This is a genomic window from Methylobacterium sp. 13MFTsu3.1M2 (assembly GCF_900112625.1).
Taxonomy (GTDB): Bacteria; Pseudomonadota; Alphaproteobacteria; order Rhizobiales; family Beijerinckiaceae; genus Methylobacterium.
On sequence record NZ_FOMM01000019.1, the window covers coordinates 53,036 to 71,694 of the forward strand.

Genomic DNA, 18,659 nt, shown 5'->3' on the forward strand with positions numbered 1-18,659 from the left:
ACAGATGTCCCATGAGCCATTTGATCAATGGCTTCGAGGCAGTGGATCCACCCAGCATACCTTGAGCGTCCCCTGCGCCCCCGGGCCATTTCCGAGCTCCCTGCACGGCCGTCGCGGCGCGACGGCGCGGTCCGTGGTTTTGCTCCCGGAGCGGAACACGGAGCGGCAGTTCCCGGTGCCGGACGGCAGCAACGCCCGGCCCTCGGTCCGGCCATCGGCCTCCGGGGCCGCCCTCACGTGCCGAGTGATACGTTCTGAGCCGAATGGCGAGCCGGTTCGGCGAGCCGCGACCGTATCGCGACCGCGGCCGGCTCGATCGGAGTTGCGGAGACACCGATACGCCCGACTGGATGACGTGCGGGATAGGCGCAGGCGGTGGCGGCGAAGATGTAGAATATCAAGCCCTGATCGACGGTCGGGCCCGCGATGAGGCTGCCAGGGAGAAGGGACAGGCAGGCGACGCGGCCAGCAGCACGGATGTCGCTCGCGTAGGTCCGCGGCGCTCCGCGCCGAAATCCGAACACCGACGCCAGGAAAAGCACGTAGAAGACGGCTCCGGGAATCCCGACATTCGACAGCACCGCGAGCGGAAAGCTCGATGTGCGATTGGTTCCGAGGCCGACGCCCAGGCCGTTCGAGTCGATGAAGTTCCGCCACGCATAGGCGTTCCAGGCCGAACGCTGAACACCCGAACTCGTCTCGGCTTTGCTCAGGACAAGCGTATCGACGTAATCGTAGACGCGCTCAGGCACGCCGCCGACCGAGAAGGCCAGGAGCACGAGGACGCAGGCGACCAACGGACCCGCGACCACCAGCCAGGCGCTGAAGCGGTCCTGACGACGCGTGCTGCATCGCAGCAACGCGATCGTGTAGAGCATCGGGATCAGCACCGCGGCGCCGACCAGGCCAGTCGAGGATGTCGACAGGATCACGAACAACAGCGAGATCAACGCCAGAGGTCCCGTCACCAAGGGCTTGCGGCCACAGAGCCACAGCATGCCCGTGAACCCGCAACCTCCCAGTGTCATTCCCGCAAAGGCCGACGCCTCCGGCCAAGCCCCGATGATCCGCCGCATACTGCCGACACTCTCCTCGTCGTGGAACGTGTACTGAGCGTTGCGAATGAATTGCAGGGCCTCCTGCGTGCCCGTTGCCGCCGTGAGCACGTCGATGATACCGAAACATATGTTGGCAGCCGCGTAGAGGATGAGCGCCTTCGCGAGCGTCTCAATCCCGTTCTTCGAGGATCCGAAAGCGGTGATGATACTGAAACAGACCAGATCACCGATGAGATAGATCGGCTGCGTGAAATTGCTGGATACTGGTCCCAGGGGAACGACGCCGTCGCTCGTGATCAGGTGTGACGACGTTCCCAGCGGCACGATATAGGTCTGCCCCGCGAAGAGCCGCGGCAGGATGTAGCTGCTCGCCACCCCGTAGAGAGTGAGACAGAGAAGCCAGAAACCCGGTTCAGGTAGGCGGAACGAACTCAGGACCTGTGTCGAGATGTTGCGATGGAACAGTGTCGCGATCATCAGGAACACGAGGAAGAGATGCGCCGGCTGCACGTTGGCGCCGCCCAGCAGGAGTGCCGCGGCCGAGCCGAGATTGCAGAACACCACGAAGGCGATCACCACCGATTCCCTGCCGAACAGCAGACAGAACAGGCCGATGACGACCGCGATGGCGCCTATTGGTTCGAAGCTCATGTCAGGCTGATCCAGGCATGATCGACGGCGGAGCGGCGGTGGCACTCAGGCGACGCACCGGCACCCCCGGCGGTCGTGCCGGGCCGGGATCGGGCGATCGCGTCGTCTGGTCACCGCCCGGATCGATGCGACGCGCACGCATCGACCATCTCAGCGATTCGCACTCTCGGTTGGCCGCAGTGGCGCATCCGAAGCGGCCGGACCGCGGCTCACCGGAGCGCCCGATGATCCGGGCCGCGGCGACGGGGACGGCCGCGTCTCCCCGGCCTTGTCGGCCGGCTGGCGCACGAGCGTCACCCGCACGACGTCGCCGGGCTCGACGACGGCCTCCTCGGAGGCGAGCCATGTGCCCGCCTTCACCCCCTGCTTCCGGGTAATCTCGTAGCGCGCGCTCACGGCTTCTGCCGCGTCGTCGGTGCTGCCGACCATCTGAGACTCGGCATCGGCCGCGAGCCGCTCGGCTGTCCGCGCCTTCTCGTCGATCGAGGCGAGCTTCTGACGGGCATCCGCGGCTTCCGACAGAGCTTCGCGGCGGAACCGGGCCTTGAGGTCGATGATGTCGCGCTCGGCGCGCGTGAGGCTCTGCTGAGCGCGCAGCATGGCGACCTGCACGTCGAGTCGGCTGCTCTCGAACGACGCCTGACTCTGCTCCGCAGCCAGCTTGCGCGGCGCGATCGTGAGCCCCTTCGAGACCAGATCGTTGATCAGGCCGAGCTCACCGCGACTGAGCTCGATCTGGCGGTCCAGCGTTTTGGACTTATTATCGAGCGTGCTCATTTCATTTTGAAAGCTGGCGATCGACTGTTCAATCGACTTGATCTCGGCCTTCAGCGCGTTCCGACGCGTGTCGAACAGGAGTTGCTCACCGCGGACGGCCTGCTCCGCGTATATCCTGTCCACCGTGCCTTTCAGCTCGCCGCCGAACGCGATCGTCTCCGCGCCGCCGACCTCCGCTTCGAGACGCGCCAGCTTGGCGGCCAAGGCGACCCGCTCCGCGGCCAGATTTCGCAACTCGCCGCGCGTTGTGACCGCGTCGCGCTGGATACTGCGCGGGTCGGTGCCGCGCATCAGTCCCTGAGCCGTGCTGACGGCCTGTAGTACGGTCAGGCCGGGTTGATACTCGTACTTGCCGGGCTGCTGGACCGCACCGATGATGTAGAAGGGACGGTAGGTCGCGACTTCGACCGATGCCGCGGGCTTCTCCGCGAGATCGGCGACCTGTTTCAGAGCGACACCGATGGCGTTCGCGAGATCGATCGGCGTGCCGCCCGCCGCCTTGATCTGGCCGATCAGTGGCATGGACACGGTTCCGTCCGCTGCAACGACGAACTGACCGTTCAGTGCCGTCCACGAGTACGCTTCGCCGGTGTTGCGACGCAAATCATAGACGCGGATTGTCAGATGATCCTGAGGGCCGAGCAGATATCGACCGGCTTCGTCGGCGGCCGCATTCGCGTGCGGGCTGCCGAACAGCAGGACGCACGCCGCCGCAACTAGACGCAGACGCATCAAATTCTCCCCGACCAGAGCCAAATCTTGAGTATAAGTCTGCGCGCTGCGATCGCCCTACGGTATCCGTAGCACAGAATCCCGAAGGCCACATCGAAAGGTAGCAGACGCCGCCAAGTTAGCCAAGATTTAACGACCCGAGGTCTGTCTTGCGGCCGCTGCTCATCCGAGCCGTTGAAGTGAGCGCGGCCAAAATTATACCCTCCGCAATCTCGTGGATCAGCCCCATGGCGGCTGTAAGTTCTGCGTTCTTCGCCGCTGGCCCTCGCGCGACCGGCCTCATGGACGCAGGGTCCGCAGGCGAAAGCCGAGCAGCAGCATGCTCACGCCGTAAGCCGCCGCGCCGCCGAGGATCAGGGCCGCGAGAAGCCCGGCCGAGCCGATATCCAAGCGGCTCAAGGCGGCCCGCAGCGCGAGGACGGCGGCCGCCATCACCGCGCAGGAGAGGGCAATCTGCCAGAAATTACGGATCTGCCCCGCCACACCGGCACCGACGAGACGCCGCGCGTAGATCGCGCTGATCAGGAAGTGAAACAGGGCCGTGGCAAGGCGCGCGTAGATCATCATCATCACGCCGCCGAGATAGAATCCCAGTGTCATGCTCAAGACCTTCGCCACCGATTCGAGGAGCGTGATCTTGAGCATCACGTTCGGCTCGTCCATCGCGAGGCAGAGCGTTGAGACAGGTTGGTAATAGGCGGTGAACATGACGGCCAGCGACAGCCATCGCAGATAGGGCGCCGCGGAAATCCATTGCGCACCGAGGATGACGCTCACGATCTGGTCGGCGGTCAGTGCGATGCCCACGCCAGCCGGGAGCGCGATGATCATCGTGAGTCGAGCCGCCTTCAGGAAGGCGGCTCGTAAGCGGAGGCGGTCATCGGCCATCGTCGCGAACGCGGCCATGACCGGCCGCATAGCCGGACCGATGACGCTCTGGGTCGGGAGGACGGAGAAATCGCTCGCCACCCCGTAGCGGCCGAGTACGGCCTTGTCGACGTGGTAACCGAGGAACATGCGATCGAACTGCCAACTGAAGGCAGCGAGGATCTGTGAGGATGTGAACCAGCCTGTGAACGCCGAGAAGGCACTCAGCCGCGCCAGGGAGAGCCCCGGTCGGTAAGGCGCCAGCACGTAGGACAGGATGGTCGGCAGGATCGCGGATGCAGCCGGGTTGATCACCAGGGCCCAGTAGCCGGCTCCCAAGTAGAGAGACCCGATCGAGATCAGGGCCGCGGCCACTTTTCCGGAAAAATCCGCGAGAAACGACGCACGGAAGTCGATCTTGCGGAACAGGTGTACCATGGCCGGGCTGTAGAGGCTTCGCGCGATCGGCGCCGACGCGAGCGCGAGCGTGATGGGGATCAGTCGGACGTCGTCGTAGATGTGGGCGACCGGCCAAGCGGCGGCCATCATCAGAACGGCGATGACCCCGCCCCGGAGAAGGCCCAGCGTGAATGCAGTATCCAGATGCGACTTCTCGATCTTCTGCAGACGCAACAGGGCCTGAACCAGCGGGATCTCGAGGATCATCTCGACGATCGAGATCAGGGACGCGGCGATGGCCGTCAGGCCGAAATCGGCGGGCGACAGGATCCGTGCGAGGACGAGCAGCGTGCCGAGATCGATCGCGCGCGCGGAGATCCGCGCGGCGACACTCCATCCGGCGCCGCGCAGCGTCTTAGAGGCGAGCATGAACGTGTCCCACGGAGGACTGACCGGCGCCACACCAGCCCGGAACGACGTCGTGCCTCGTGGTCACGACATGGATCCGGATCTGAGCAACATGGCGATTCCGATCCTGACACGCTCTGCAAGGCAGTCCTGAACCAGCATCCGGCGGCGGCATCAATCTAGCTAATTTGGTCAGCTTGCGATCGAGCCGCGCCCGCGGTGCGTTGTGGGAGCCGTGTCCGGGTTCCGCGCACCGGGACGCGCATCACCCCGCGAGGCCGGCAGCGCGCCGATAGACGGTCAAGGTCTCGTCGGCCACCCGTGCGATCCGCAGGTGATCCAAGTTGATCTGGCTCTTCGCTCTCAAAGCGCCCAGGGCGCTCGGATCGGTCGTGAGCGTGATCAGCGCCTGCGCAAGCTTGTCCGGATCGTTTGCCGGGACCAGAATGCCCGCCCTTCCCCCGTCGAGCAGCTCGGGAATCCCGTCGACGTCGGTGCCGACGATCGCGCAGCCCGCCTCCCGGGCTTCGGAGAGCACGAGCGGTGCCGGATCGGCGTGGGACGGGAGCACGAAGATGTCGGCGCCCAGCATCCAGCGGTACGGATCGTCCCGCGGCCCGGCGAAGGTAATGGCATCCGCGCAGGCCAGCGTGCGCGCGGTCTGCTCGTAGGCGTCCCGGTGAGGACCGCCGCCGACGACGTAGAGCCGCATGGCGCGATTGTGGGGGAACGCCTTGTCGAAGGCCTGCAGCAGATCGGGCAATCCCTTCCGGGGATGCAGGCCTCCGACGAAGACGATGGCGGGATGATCCAGAGCCTGCGGTTCCTCGGACCGACCGCGCATGCGGGCTGAGCCGATGGTCCCGTTGAGCACGACGTCGATGCGGGAAGCCGCGATGCCGCGCTTCCGCATCGACGCGGCGACCGCGCCGCTCACAGCGATGACCCTGGTCCCAAGGCCCATGAGGACGGCACCCTTCTCGAACTCATTGTGGACGGTCGTCACGAGGGGAACGCGCAGCAGCTTGCAGGTCGGCCAAGCCAGCACGGCGCTGGTCATCATATGGGCGTGGACGACATCGGGACGCCAACGCCGGAGCACACCGCCACATCCGAGGAACGACGTCAGGATCCGGGCCGGCGTGCGCGCGTGGCTCGCGAAGATCGACTCGACGCCGTTGGACCGGAGCAGCGCATCGAAATCCCCACCCTGACTGGCAATCGCGACCCGGTGTCCGGCCTGCGCCTGTTGGCACGCGAGATCGACGGCCGCGTGGACATGGCCGTTCAGTCGGCGCGTGTGATTCAGCAGATGGAGAATACGCATGACTTACGAGCGCTCGTGTCGGATCCGAGCCCCGGCCTGCGCTGGACTCCATGCAAGCCGCGGCGCCGATTAGGCGGGAGATACGACCCTGGCCGAACAGGAGAGCCGCCACATATTCCGGAGCCATCTAGGTGTAAAAGCGCGACCGGGCGCAACAGAAAAATCCGGCGCATTACTGATTTTCAACAATGCCCCGCACCGATCGTGGCGCGCAGGATCTGTCGGACCGGCCGGCGCTTGGGCGAGAAGCGGAAGGCGAGCAATGCCTGCGCACAGCGAACGGGCGCGAGAAACGTCGCGACGACGAAGAGCGCATTCGCCATTTTCCACTTCAGGGAACGCGGCTCGATCAGGACAGATCTGATCAGGCCCAGGAACGGCCTGCCACCGTACCGGACACCCCGGAGGATCGCCATGCAGAACTCGAGGAACTGAAAATAGTATGTCTGCTCTGGCTCGACGAGGGAGATCCCGGGACGCCAGTCGTGAAGAAGACCGCGCAGATGCCTCAGACGTGACTGGAAACGCTGAAGATCCCGCTCGACGGTGGCCGCCTGCGGGACGCGGCCCAGACCGGAGTCATTGCGGCCATGGACACGGTAGAGCCCGAGACTTTCGGAAAGGCTGACGATCTCGCCCATGAACGGGGCAGCCAACAGGATCACGCCATCGACAGCTTGGTCGTACGCGCATTGATGGAGCAGATCGCAGACATCGCGGCGGAAGACATTCCCGGACGTGGGCGGCGCCTGGTAGACGCCTGAGCGCAGGATGTCGCCGACAGTCCTGTCCTGCCCGCGGAACGCGCCGAGAGCGGGGTATGGGTCCGCCAGGATCGCCCCCGCCGAGTCGACGCATCTCAGACAGAACTGAAGTTTGGCGACAGTCGGATCTAGTTCCGCGAGAATACGGTCGAGAGCACCCGGCAGAAGCTCGTCGTCCGCGTCGAGAAAGAGCAGAAACGGGGCAGAAGTCTTGGCCAATCCATACAGGCAGGCCGCCCTCTGACCGCCGTTCGGAATCCGGAATGCCGCGACGCCGGACCGCTGGATAATCGACCATGAGTCATCCGTCGATCCGTCGTCTATCACGACGATCTCACAAGAGTCGTTGTGCTGGTCGACGACACTCTGAATCGCTTTATCGACAAAACTTTCGTAGTTGAAGCATGTAATAATGACTGCGAGCTTAGGATCCTTGACCACGACAGACGTCTTTCTCGCTCGTCGCTCCGCGCTCCCGTCTCTCACTGTCTCGAGCGCTCAACAGGATGTTGGCTAGCACGGCATCCCGCCGAGATCCACAATCGATACATGAAGACGCAGCCACAATCCAAGTATAATTGCCGGATTTATCGCTGACGAGATCAGCATTTCACGTTGTCTCGATGACAATAGTCAATTCTCCGTGATCGAGAATCGATCGAGGTCCATCCCTTTCCGGCCCGAGCCGGGCTTCCAGGAACGTGTTGAACCCCGGATGAGGCGCGAGATCGAGGTGACATCCAGGCAAGTCGAGCCTGTCGGTCGATCCGTCGCGGCCGACGGCGCCGACCGCCCTCCCAGCGCGGGCGGTCGTACCTTTGATCTCCCGGACCTACTCCGAACGGCGGTCTTGTTGGGCGCCCCCAAGCTCCACTAAGGCCCCCTTTCCCGGAAATTCCCCCTCGGTCGGGCCGATCAACCCGCCTTTTCGGGGGGTGCGCGGTCGCCTCGTCAATTCTTATGGCCGTAGCAGCACGCCTTCATTGATGTCGGACGGGACAGATTGTTGCTATACTCGTTGGAGGATGGACATCGCGCGCAGCGTGGTGCCGTCACGGCACCGTCATTGCAGAAGGGATCCGCCGGACGCGGCCCGGCGGGCAGGCATCAGGTTCGATCGCCATCGATCGGGAGAGATCTAGCCATCATGCACCTACCCGAGACGGCAGCCCGTATCGTATCCTGCGACGTCTTCGACACGCTGCTCCTGCGCGATCACCGGTCCGAGCGCTGCCGCTTCCACGAGATCGCGGCCGTCGCGTCGCAGCTGCTCGCGGCGGAGCACGGCGTGGTGCGCCGTCCGGGCGCGATCTACGCCGCGCGCCTGGAGGTGCAGCGAGCGGCCTACCGGGCGCTCGACTTGGCCAATCCCTCGGGCGACGTGCGCTTCGCCGACATGCTCGCGGCCATGACGCGCGTCCTCGGTCTCGATGATCGGGCCGCGGATATCCTGTATCGGGCCGAGATCACGGTCGAACGCGCCCAGTTGCGCGCGAACACCCGGCTGATGACGTGGCTGAGGGGCCGGGCGCGGGCCGGGGGCAGGATCATCGCGGTGAGCGATACGTACCACCGCGGCGAGACGATCGCGCATCTGCTGAACGCGCTGGCTCCCGACCATCCCATCGCGCGCATCTACACCAGTGCCGACCACGACGCGACCAAGCGGACACGGGCGCTCTTCGATGTCGTTCTCCGGAGCGAGAAAGTGCCCCCCGCCGAGATCCTCCACCTCGGCGATGACACGCTGGCGGACGTGACGATGGCCGCCGCCGCGGGCCTGAGGACGGCACAACTGCTCCGGCCGCGCCACGTGGTGCTGCGTCGCCGCCTCGATGCCGTCCGCGCTCGCGTGATGCACCGGCACTGGATCGGTGCCGCCCGCAGCGGGGCCAGGAGGATCGGGCCGTGAGCGCGACCGACGCCGCACGCGGCCCCGCGGGCGACGACGCGGGCGACGACGCGGTCGCGTTCGGCCAGCGCGTGCTGGGCCCGATCCTCGCCGAGTTCTGCCTGCGCCTCTGGCTCGCGGAACGCTTCCTCGCGCCGGACAGGACCGTCCTCCTGTTCTGCGCCCGGGGTGGCCTGCGCCTGCAACTCGTCTACGAGCGCTTCCTCCAGCGAACCGGCCTGCCACAGAACCTCCCGCGCGCGGCCCTGATGGTCTCGCGCCTCGTGGCCGCCCGCACCGCCTTCGATCCGCCGAGCCCCGGCATGCTCTCCGAACTCGGTCGGGAGTTCAGCGGCCGGTCGATGGCGGAGATCGCGGCGGCGCTGGCGCAACGCGACGATCTGGCCCTTCCGGCGTCCTGGGATGAGCCCTTCGAGGAGGGGGCTTTCACCGCGCTGCTGTCCGGCAACCAGCCCGGCGTGGCCCGCCTTCACGCCGCGGTCGCCCAACAGGATGCCCGTTTCCGCACGCATCTCGAGGCCTGCGCCGGCCCGGCGCGCCACTGCGTGCTGGTCGATACCGGGCTCTACGGCAGCACGGTCCGCATGCTTCAGGAGGGCCTGCCGGAGCGGACGTGGTCAGGGCTCCAGCTCGCCCGCTGCAACTACAAGCGCCTCGCCACACCGCATTTCCGCCGCACGTTCGGCCTGAGTGTCGAGAGCGACTGGTACAAGCCCTGGGACGCGCGCACGTCGGTGCTGCGCTTCTGGCACCTGATCGAGGCCTGCCTGGAACCGGACCTGCCAAGCGTCCGCACCTTCGCCCAGGCCGTCCCGGGATCGCCGCCGCGGGCCAATCTTCAGGACGAGGGCTGGGAGGCGCGGATCGCATCGACGCGGCCGGACCTCTTCACCGGTGTCCTGGCCTACATCGACGATCTTCGCTCCGAGAGCGTCGCGGCGATCCCGGACGACGCGGCGCGGGCGTGGGCGGCCCTGAAGAAGGCAATCATCTGGCCGGATGACCGGACCGTCTCGACCTTGAGTCTCGGCGGCAGATCCCGCGATTTCGGACGCGTCGAGCTGAGCGCGCAGTACGCCACACCGCGGCCGGCCCGACCTGCGCAGCAGATCCGCGACAGTCTCTGGCGCGAGGGCGCGCTTCTCCGCTTCTTCCCGCGGGCCGGCCGGTTCCTGCTTCCCGTGATCGAGGCCGTCTACGCCGGTCGCGCCCTTCGAAGGGAGGCCACGTCCCGTCTCGTCCGCCGCCGCGAGCCCGCGCCCGAGGCGCGCGCGGAGCCGCCCCTGTGGCGCCGGCAGGCCTCTGGCGCGAACTGAGGTCTCTCCGTGTCGTCGAATGCAGCGTTCGGGCCTCGGCTACTGAACTTGGATTTTCCTGTCGAGAATCAGAATGCTGACTATAAAATAATTAGCGTCCCGGATTTTTGCCTCTATTACGTACGCGAATTCTGCGCACGCGCGGGGTCATGCGCGATCCCGGTTCCTGGGATCGCGGGTCCGACCGCGCCGCTCACGCGAAAGGTGGAACACTCTTGTTCTCGTATTCGATCCGCGAATCGGGGCTCCGACAGGAGTAGAGCGACAGCATGACGGCAGTCGGATCGTTCGGAATCAACGGTCGGTTCCTCACCCAGCCGATGACCGGGGTTCAGCGCTACGCGATGAACGTCACCCGGGCGCTGAGCGCGGTCCTGGCCGCTCGGGGCGAGAGCGCCCCCTTGCTGTCCGTGCCGGACGCGGAGGATCCCCGTCTCGCAGGCACGCCGCTCCGCACCGTCGGACCGGCGGGTGGGCATGCCTGGGAGCAATTCGTCCTGCCGCGCGCCTGGCCCGGCCGATTGCTCAACCTCTGCAACACCGCCCCCGCGCTGAAGGCCGATCAGGTCGTCTGCATCCACGACGCGAACGTGTTCAACGCGCCGGAGAGCTACAGCGCGTCGTTCCGGACCTTCTACAGGACGCTCCAGCCGCTTCTGGCGCGCCGTGCCGCGCGGATCGCCACCGTCTCGAGCTTCTCGGCCGGACAGATCGCCAACCATCTCTCGGTGAGAGCCTCCGACATCGTCGTGCTCCCGAACGGGCACGAGCACGTGCACGCCTGGGATCCGCGACAGGCCGTCCGGGCGCCGGCGGCCCTGGACCGGGACGCTGACGGCCTGGAGCGCCCCTTCGTGCTGGCCCTCGGGTCCCGCGCCCGCCACAAGAACCTCGATCTGCTGCTCAAACTGGCGCCCGCCTTGGGCGAACTCGGGCTCGACCTCGTGGTGGCGGGCGGCCAGGCGACCATCTACGCCGCCGAGGACCTGCGGCGCGGCGAGAATGTCCGCCACCTCGGCTTCGTCACCGACCACGACCTCGCCTACCTGATGGAGCGCGCCCTGTGCCTGGCCTTCCCCTCCCTCACGGAGGGGTTCGGGCTTCCGGCGCTGGAGGCGATGGCACGCGGCTGCCCCGTCGTCTCGACCGACCGCGCGAGTTTGCCGGAGATCTGCGGGTCGGCGGCCCTGCTCGCTCCGCCGGACCGGCCGGAACGCTGGCTCGACCAGATCCGTGCCCTGGCCGCGAGCCCGGACCTGCGATCGGACCTGATCGGCCGCGGTCGCGATCAGGCCGCCCTCTTCTCGTGGGAGGCTTCGGCGCAGGGCTACCTCGATCTCATGCGGGCGCCGAAGGTGCGGCCGACCGCGCGCCCCGCCGCGCGCCCTGCCGCGCGATCCGCGGCACCGCCATCTCCGCCCAGCATCGCCGTCGCCATCGCGACGCTGGGCCGTCCCGAGGTGGTGACCGGCACGCTGCGGCGGATCCTGGATCGGCAGACCCTGAAGCCCGCCGCCATCCTGATCTCCTGCGTCACCCCGGACGATGCCGGCGAGGCGGCCGCGTGGCCCGGCGTGACGGTGGTCACGGGGCGTCCCGGCCTCGCCACTCAGAGAAATGCCGCCCTCGCCGCGCTGCCCGAGGCGATCGATATCGTGGTCTTCTTCGACGATGACTTCGTCCCCGAGGCCGGCTGGCTCGCGGCAGCCGCGCAGCGCTTCGAAGACGAGCCGGACATCGTCGGCCTGACGGGCGACGTCGTCGCGGACGGCATCAAGGGGCCCGGACTGCGCTTCACCGAGGTCGACCGGATGCTCGCCGCGCTGGCTCCGGTCGAGCCGGCGGCGCCCATCGAGGCCTTCAGCCCGTACGGCTGCAACATGGCGTTCCGTCGCGCGGCCATCGGCACGCTGCGCTTCGACGAGCGGCTCGTCCTGTACGGCTGGCTCGAGGATCGCGATTTCGGCGCGGCCCTGGCGGCCCGAGGCGGCCGGCTCGTCAAATGCATGGAGGCCCGCGGCGTCCATATGGGCGTGAAAGGCGGCCGCATCTCCGGCGATCGGCTCGGCTATTCGCAGATTGTCAACCCGCTATACATGCTGCGCAAGGGCACGATGACCCTGTCTCAAGTCTTCGGCCAGATTACCCGCAACGTTCTCAGCAACGTGACGCGCTTCGCGGCCCCCGAGCCGTTCATCGACCGGCGCGGCCGGCTGCGCGGCAATCTGCGCGGCGCCGCGGACGTGCTCCTGGGACGGCTGGAGCCCGAGCGGGCCCTGAAGATCCGACGGAAAGTGTGAGATGAACATCCACAACACCAACCGGATCCCGCCGGACCAGTCCCAATCGGTCTCCCATTCTCCGGAGACGACCTCCATCGGCGTGCAGGACGGCCCGCTGGCCGTCATCTCGGCGGCCCTCAAGGCGGCCCGCCGGCACAAACTGGCGGTGGCCGTCTGGGTGGTCTTCTGCATCGGCTGCGCGGCGCTCTACACGGTGACCGCGACCCCCTTCTACACGGCGACCGCGGTGCTGCTGCTCGAGCCGCGGCGCCCGGTGGGCTCGGGCTCCTCCGATGGCGCCCTGATGCCGAGCCTCGATGTGGGCCGGGCCGAGAGTGAGCTCCAGGTCCTCCGCTCGGAACGGCTGCTGGCGAACGTGTTCAACAGTCTCCAGCTGGCGAACAATCCGGAATTCGGTCCTCCGGAAGCCGAGAGCCCGAAGGAGCCGGGCCCGGGCGCGTCCGAATTGTCGGGGCTGCGGACCGCCCCGCCGTCGACGGCAGCCATCCTGCAGCAGAGGAAGTTCGAGAACTTCGCCGAGCGATTTACCGTCAGGCGGGTCGGACAGTCGTACGTTGTCGAGGTCTCGTACACGTCCAGAGACCCGAACCTGGCGCGGCGCGTCGCGAACGCGGCCGTCTCGGCCTATCTCCTGCAATCCATCGCTGCCAAAGCCGATGCGGCCAAGAACGGTGCCGAGTTCCTCCAGGGTCGCGTCAATGCCCTCGCCTCCCAGGCGCGGTCCGCCGCGGCGGCCGTCACCGAGGGCACGCTGCCGGACGCGCCGACGCCCGATGCCGACGCGCGGGTGATCGGCGCGGCGCTGCAGCCCCTCAAACCCTCGGCCCCGCGGAAGACCCTGATCCTCGGCCTCGGCGCGATGATCGGCCTCGTCGGCGGCTTCCTGGCCGTGGCGCTGCTGCAGGCCTTCGACCGCCGGATCCGGACGCCGCAGGATCTCGTCCAGAGGGCCGGCATCCCCTGCCTCGCCGTGATGCCCGAGGTCCTGCGCAAGACGGCCGAGGGGCGCCGCGAGACCGTGGATCTGCGCAACGTCAACGCGCCGTGGTTCCTCAACGTCAAATTCTCCACGGGCGTCCGCGACCTTCGGACGTCGATCCAGCTGGCCCTCTCCGCGCGCGGCCACGATTCCGACTGTGTCATCGCCCTGGTCGGCTGCACCCCGCGCACCGGCACGACCCTGATCGGCCTGAGCTTGGCGCGCCTGCTGCAGGAAGGCGGCCGGACCGCCCGGCTGATCGACACGAATATCCACGGCGCCGGAACCTTCTTCCTGACCCCGGACTCCAAGGCTGGGGTCGGCGCGAGTCTCGCCGACCTGATCATCAATCCGAGCCATCTGGCCCTCGCCAAGTTCGTGGATTTCGGGGGCGTCTCGGTCCTGCCGTCGCGGTCGCCGTACACGGCGGTCGGCGCCGGCATCTCCCTCAGCTCCTCGGTCTTCCAGAGCGTCATCGACCAGATGCGCCGGGGGGGCTACGTCATCCTCGACCTGCCTCCGCTCTCCGTCTCGGCCGAGTCCCGGGTCGCGGCCCGTCGAGCGGATGTCGTGGTGATCGTCGCCGAGGCCGGGCGGACGACCGTCGACGAGCTGTCGGACGCGGTGAACGGCCTGATCGGTGCCGGCGCGAACGTGATCGGCGCCGTCCTCAATCGCGCGTGAGTCGGACTCCGGCATCGTCGACGGGCCCGCGCCCGGATCGCCGGAGCTTCGAACGGAAGGAGTTGGTTGGGATGGCGGCCGGAGATCGTGAGAAGGTCCAGATCCTCTATCTACAGCCGGGGTCTTCCGTCTTCGCCGGCATCGAGCGAGTGGTCGACACGATCGGCGGGGAACTCGCGCAGAAGTGCGGCACCGAGTTCGCCGTCGACGTGCTGCGAGTCACGCAGCACGCGAACTACCCGGCGGAACCGCGGCCTTACAGAAGCGTCTTCCGGCCGGTCACATCGCGCCTGCACCTCCTGCGGATCTTCAGGGATGTCAGCAAAGGAGGCCGCTACGATCTGGTCATCGTCCCGCAGATCGAGCCGACCGTCATCTTCTGGCTCGCCCGGTTGGGCATCCCGCAGCGGATCACGATGCACCTGCACGGCAACCCGCGGCGCGAATCCGCCAGCCTGAAATCGAAGGTCAAGTTCTTCCTCCTGAAGCATTACATCCTCCCGCGGATCGCTTCCGTTTTCGGCACGTCGCCGCGGCAGCTCCGGGCGTTCGAGGCCGATTTCAACTGCAGACGGCCAATGTACTGGGTTCCCAACCCGGTCAGGCACTTCGAAGCGTCGGACGCCGACATCCGGCCCGACCCCGCCGTCATCACCTTCGTGAATGTCGGACGCTACGCCTTCCAGAAGGGTCAGGACCTTCTGGTGCGCGCGTTCGCGCGATTGTACGAGCGGCGCAGGAACGTGCGGCTCAACTTGGTCGGCCACGGATCCGACAAAGCGGCGCTGGCGGACCAGATTCAGGCGCTCGGCCTGTCCGAGGTCGTCCGGCTCGTCCACTACCCGGACAACCCGCAACGGGCGCTCTTCGCGAGTGATGTCTTCGTCGCGACGTCTCGATGGGAGGGCTGGTCGCTGGCGATCTGCGAAGCCCTCCGGTGCGGACTGCCCGTCATATCCACCGATTGCGAATTCGGCCCCAGCGACATCCTGGTCGACCGACGTCTCGGGCGCCTGATCCCACCCGACGACGAGGAGGCGCTCATAGAATCCATGGAGTATTACTGCGACAATATAATCCTGGAGAGATCGTTTTCGGAATTCAGGAAGCTTCACATCGACCAGTACAGTGCCGAGAGGATCGTGCACATTCACGCCGACGCGATCCGGCAATCGGCATGCTGAACCTCGGCCAGCCCCCGGTCGCGCAGCGGCCCGGCCCATCCTCCACCTCGACCCTAGAGCGCTCTCCGCCGAAGTGGATACCGGTTCGGCGTAAGAGAGCGCGTCAAGACAAAGGTCTAGAGCCGTGCCCGATTGCAACGCGATCGGGCACGGCTCTAAGTCGTCGCGCGCGCCGCGGAAGCAGCATCGACGCGGCGGCCCGCCGAGCGCGTCAGGGTTCGCAGCCGCGATGCGCCGGCCGGCCGGTACGGGGCGATAGGCGCGCGTCGCACGGGAGAGCCGCACCACCGGCCGACAACGTCCGGACCGCGCCGCGGAGCGTCATGGATCGCCGTCCTCACGACCGCGCGCAACCGTCGCGCCCGCTCGTCGACGGATCTATCGCTGGTCCATATCCGCGTCGTGCCCGAAGAATCACTGACGATCCGGCGTCATGGCAAGTGGACACTGAGCATATTCATGCCTCCTCAACGCGTCGATCGTCCACGTCCGCGCTTCAGCAATAAGTGCGCGACGGTAGTCTCGATGGAATGAGCCCGGGAGCCGCCCACCGTGATCCAACTGCGTGCCGCACGTGAAATCGAGGGTCTTCTGGATGCGGCTTGCGATGTCTGCATTGTCGGGACGGGCCCGGCCGGGAGCACCTTGGCGCGCGAGCTGTCCGGCGGCGGCCTGAGGGTCGTGCTGCTGGAGAGCGGCGGCCTCGACCGGATGGAGAGCGCGGACGCGCTGGACGCCATCGTGAATGTCGGCCGGCCGCGCGCGACCCAGTGGGCCGTCCGGAACCGGATCGTGGGTGGTAGCTCGCACACGTGGGGCGGCCGGTGCGCCCCTTTCGACACGATCGACTTCGAGCAGCGTGCCTGGGTCCCGGAGAGTGGGTGGCCGTTCCAGCGCGACGCACTCGATCCTTATCTCGAGCGGACGGCCAAGTATCTCGGGCTCGCCTACGGCAACCATTTCAGCGACGCGCGCTTCTGGGACCTGTTCGGTTCGCAGCCGGCCTGGTCCGAGCCGGATCCTCGGATGCTCCTGCCCTTCTTCTGGCAGTTCAGCCGCGACGACGCGGAAGCCTATCCGTTCGAGTACACGCGCTTCGGGCGGAAACTGGACGAGAAGTTGGGCCCGAACGTCACGTTGATCAGCGGCGCGACCGTCGTCGCGATCGACGTGAACGGGACGGGCGACAGGGTACAGGGCGTCCAAGTCGCGGCGCCCGACGGCGCGATCGTCAAGCTGCCGGCCCGCCATGTCGTCCTGTGTGCCGGCGGGATCGAGAATGCGCGGCTCCTCCTCGCCTCCGATCATCAGGTCCCGGGCGGCCTCGGCAACAGGTTCGACCGCGTGGGTCGCTACCTGATGGATCACCTGCGCGGGCCGGTCGCGCATTTCGACCCTCACCGATCGCGCGCGCTGCAGCGGCGGTTCGGCCGCTACACCATCGAGGATCGGCTGTTCCGGGGCGGGCTCCGCCTGAGCCCGGACGTCCAGCGAAGCCGCCAGCTCCTGAACAGCGCGGTCTGGCTCGGGGAGACGCTCGCCCCCGACGACCCGGGCGACGCGATCCGGAGGATCCTGGTCGGCAAGCCGCGGGCGAAGGACATCCTGACGCTGACGTCGAACCTGCCGCTGCTCCTGCGCGGCTGCCGGGACCATTTCATCGCGCGCAACGGCTTTCCGCGGAAGCTGTCCGAGCTGAGCCTCGAATGCATGGTCGAGCAGCGGCCGGATCCCGAGAGCCGGGTCATGCTGTCCGATCAGCGGGATCACCTGGGCAGCCGGCTGCCCCTGATCGACTGGCGCAGTCACGAAGATGAAGGCCGCACGATGCGCGAGACGGCGCGGCTCGTCGTCTCCGAGTTCGCCCGCCTGGGCCTGCCCGTGCCCGAGCTAGCAGACTGGGTGCGCGAAGAGGCGCCGATCCCGCTCAGCTTCGTCGATGTCGCCCACCCGACCGGCACCACCCGCATGTCCGACGATGCCGCCAGGGGCGTCGTCGATGCGCGCGGCCAGGTTCACGGGATCGACGGCCTGTTCGTCACGGGAAGTTCGGTGTTCCCGACAGGAGGCCACTGCAATCCCACGCAGATGATCGTCGCTCTGGCGATCCGCCTCGCCGACCTGCTGAAGGTCCGGGAGCAGCGCGACACCGTGGTCTCCGACCTCCGAACGTCTCCGCCCGTCCCGGGCGATCTCCGCGTCCTCGTGACGGGGGCGACGGGGCGGATCGGCCGCATCCTGGTGGAGGACCTGCAGGAACGCGGCTACGCGGTCAGGGCCGTCACGTCCCAGCCCCTGACCGAGGCGCAGCCGCGCACGGGTCGGATCGAGTGGCGGACCTTCGACTTCACGGCGGATCAGGATTACGCCGGCCTCGTCCACGGCTGCGCGGCCGTCATGCATCTCGCCGCCGAGCTCGGGAAGCAGGATCGGATGCAGGCCATCAATGTCGAGGCGACGCGGCGACTGGCCGAAGCCGCCGAGCGGGACGGGGTCCGGGCCTTCTGCTACATGAGCACCGTCTCCGTGTATGGCAGCGGCCGCGCGCGCACCGTGACGGAGACGGCGCCGGTTCTCACCAGCAGCGTCGACGTCAAATCCGAATACTGGGCCCTGGACTACGTTCGCGCCTACGGTCGAACGAAGCTCGCCGGCGAAGAGGCCATCAGGCGGATCGCCTCGACCCTTCCCTACGTGATCCTGCGCCCGACGGTGGTCGTCGATCTCCATAATCTCATCGGCTTGCGCGACTGGAGCCTCTCGAAGCGCCTCTTCGCAGCGCATCGGCCCTCCCATCACGTCTACGTCCGGGACGTCACGGACGCGGCGATCTGGACGATGACGCGGTCCCTGACCGGGGCTTGGCCGGCGGGCGAGGTCCAGGTCTTCAATCTCTCCGATCACGAGGCGCGCGATGCGCGGATCGGCGACTTCATGCGGCGGGCGTTCGCGATAAGCCGCGATCCCCGCTTCCGGGTCATCCCGATGCCGGCCCTCGTCGACTGGCTCCACGATTTCCTGCGCAACCGGACGCTGCCCTTGCGCAATCCTCTCTGGAGGATGCGGTTCCCCAACGATCGTCTGCGGCAGGCCGGGTATCGACACCGCTACGGAATGGCCAGGGCCCGCGCCATGGCGCTGGACATCCTGCGAGCGGAAACACGGGAGCGAAACCGGTCCTGAAAGCCGTCAGCCTCACCACAGCGGCGCGCCGCCGGGCACCGGCACGTCCCAGCTCATGGCGTCGCCGCGAAAGGAAGGTTCGTGCCGCGAAGTTCTCTCTCACTTACCACGCCGG

General features: G+C 67.2%; 11 protein-coding genes. 6 read left to right on the forward strand and 5 right to left on the reverse strand.

Annotated features, from left to right (window positions below; all coding sequences use genetic code 11):
* Positions 1-233: 233 nt before the first annotated feature.
* From BM314_RS19345 to BM314_RS19365, 5 genes are all read right to left on the reverse strand, one after another.
* Positions 234-1,709 (reverse strand): O-antigen ligase family protein, encoded by a 1,476-nt coding sequence (locus BM314_RS19345; RefSeq protein WP_091979609.1) that lies wholly within the window; start codon positions 1,707-1,709, stop codon positions 234-236.
* Between the two features lie 150 nt (positions 1,710-1,859).
* The gene (locus tag BM314_RS19350) at positions 1,860-3,218 is read right to left on the reverse strand and encodes a polysaccharide biosynthesis/export family protein (protein ID WP_091675635.1); all 1,359 of its coding nucleotides are present in this window, start codon (positions 3,216-3,218) and stop codon (positions 1,860-1,862) included.
* Positions 3,219-3,497: 279 nt separating this feature from the next.
* Positions 3,498-4,913 carry a lipopolysaccharide biosynthesis protein gene (locus BM314_RS19355; RefSeq protein ID WP_091979611.1) on the reverse strand — a complete coding sequence of 472 codons (1,416 nt, stop codon included), beginning with the start codon at positions 4,911-4,913 and terminating at the stop codon, positions 3,498-3,500.
* Between the two features lie 244 nt (positions 4,914-5,157).
* Positions 5,158-6,219, reverse strand: a complete 1,062-nt coding sequence (locus BM314_RS19360; protein WP_091927912.1) for a glycosyltransferase family 4 protein — start codon at positions 6,217-6,219, stop codon at positions 5,158-5,160.
* A 182-nt stretch (positions 6,220-6,401) separates the two neighbouring features.
* Entirely contained in the window at positions 6,402-7,424 is a 1,023-nt protein-coding gene (locus tag BM314_RS19365; RefSeq protein ID WP_091979613.1) for a glycosyltransferase family 2 protein, read from the reverse strand.
* Between the two features lie 625 nt (positions 7,425-8,049).
* Here BM314_RS19365 and BM314_RS19370 point away from each other — a divergent pair.
* The 6 genes from BM314_RS19370 (at position 8,050) to BM314_RS19395 (ending at position 18,544) form a co-directional block, all read left to right on the forward strand.
* On the forward strand, positions 8,050-8,895 hold the full coding sequence (locus BM314_RS19370) for a hydrolase (RefSeq protein WP_244539983.1): 846 nt from the start codon (positions 8,050-8,052) through the stop codon (positions 8,893-8,895).
* Positions 8,892-10,211: a rhodanese-like domain-containing protein gene (locus BM314_RS19375; protein ID WP_091979615.1), complete on the forward strand. Its 1,320-nt coding sequence runs from the start codon at positions 8,892-8,894 to the stop codon at positions 10,209-10,211. Before BM314_RS19370 ends, BM314_RS19375 begins: the two co-directional genes overlap by 4 nt.
* A 269-nt stretch (positions 10,212-10,480) precedes the next feature.
* Entirely contained in the window at positions 10,481-12,511 is a 2,031-nt protein-coding gene (locus BM314_RS19380; protein ID WP_091979617.1) for a glycosyltransferase, read from the forward strand.
* 1 nt (position 12,512) lies between these two features.
* Positions 12,513-14,177, forward strand: a complete 1,665-nt coding sequence (locus BM314_RS19385; protein ID WP_091979619.1) for a Wzz/FepE/Etk N-terminal domain-containing protein — start codon at positions 12,513-12,515, stop codon at positions 14,175-14,177.
* Positions 14,178-14,248: 71 nt separating this feature from the next.
* Positions 14,249-15,361: a glycosyltransferase gene (locus BM314_RS19390; RefSeq protein ID WP_056524834.1), complete on the forward strand. Its 1,113-nt coding sequence runs from the start codon at positions 14,249-14,251 to the stop codon at positions 15,359-15,361.
* Between the two features lie 552 nt (positions 15,362-15,913).
* Positions 15,914-18,544 carry an FAD-dependent oxidoreductase gene (locus tag BM314_RS19395; RefSeq protein WP_091979621.1) on the forward strand — a complete coding sequence of 877 codons (2,631 nt, stop codon included), beginning with the start codon at positions 15,914-15,916 and terminating at the stop codon, positions 18,542-18,544.
* Positions 18,545-18,659: the final 115 nt, after the last annotated feature.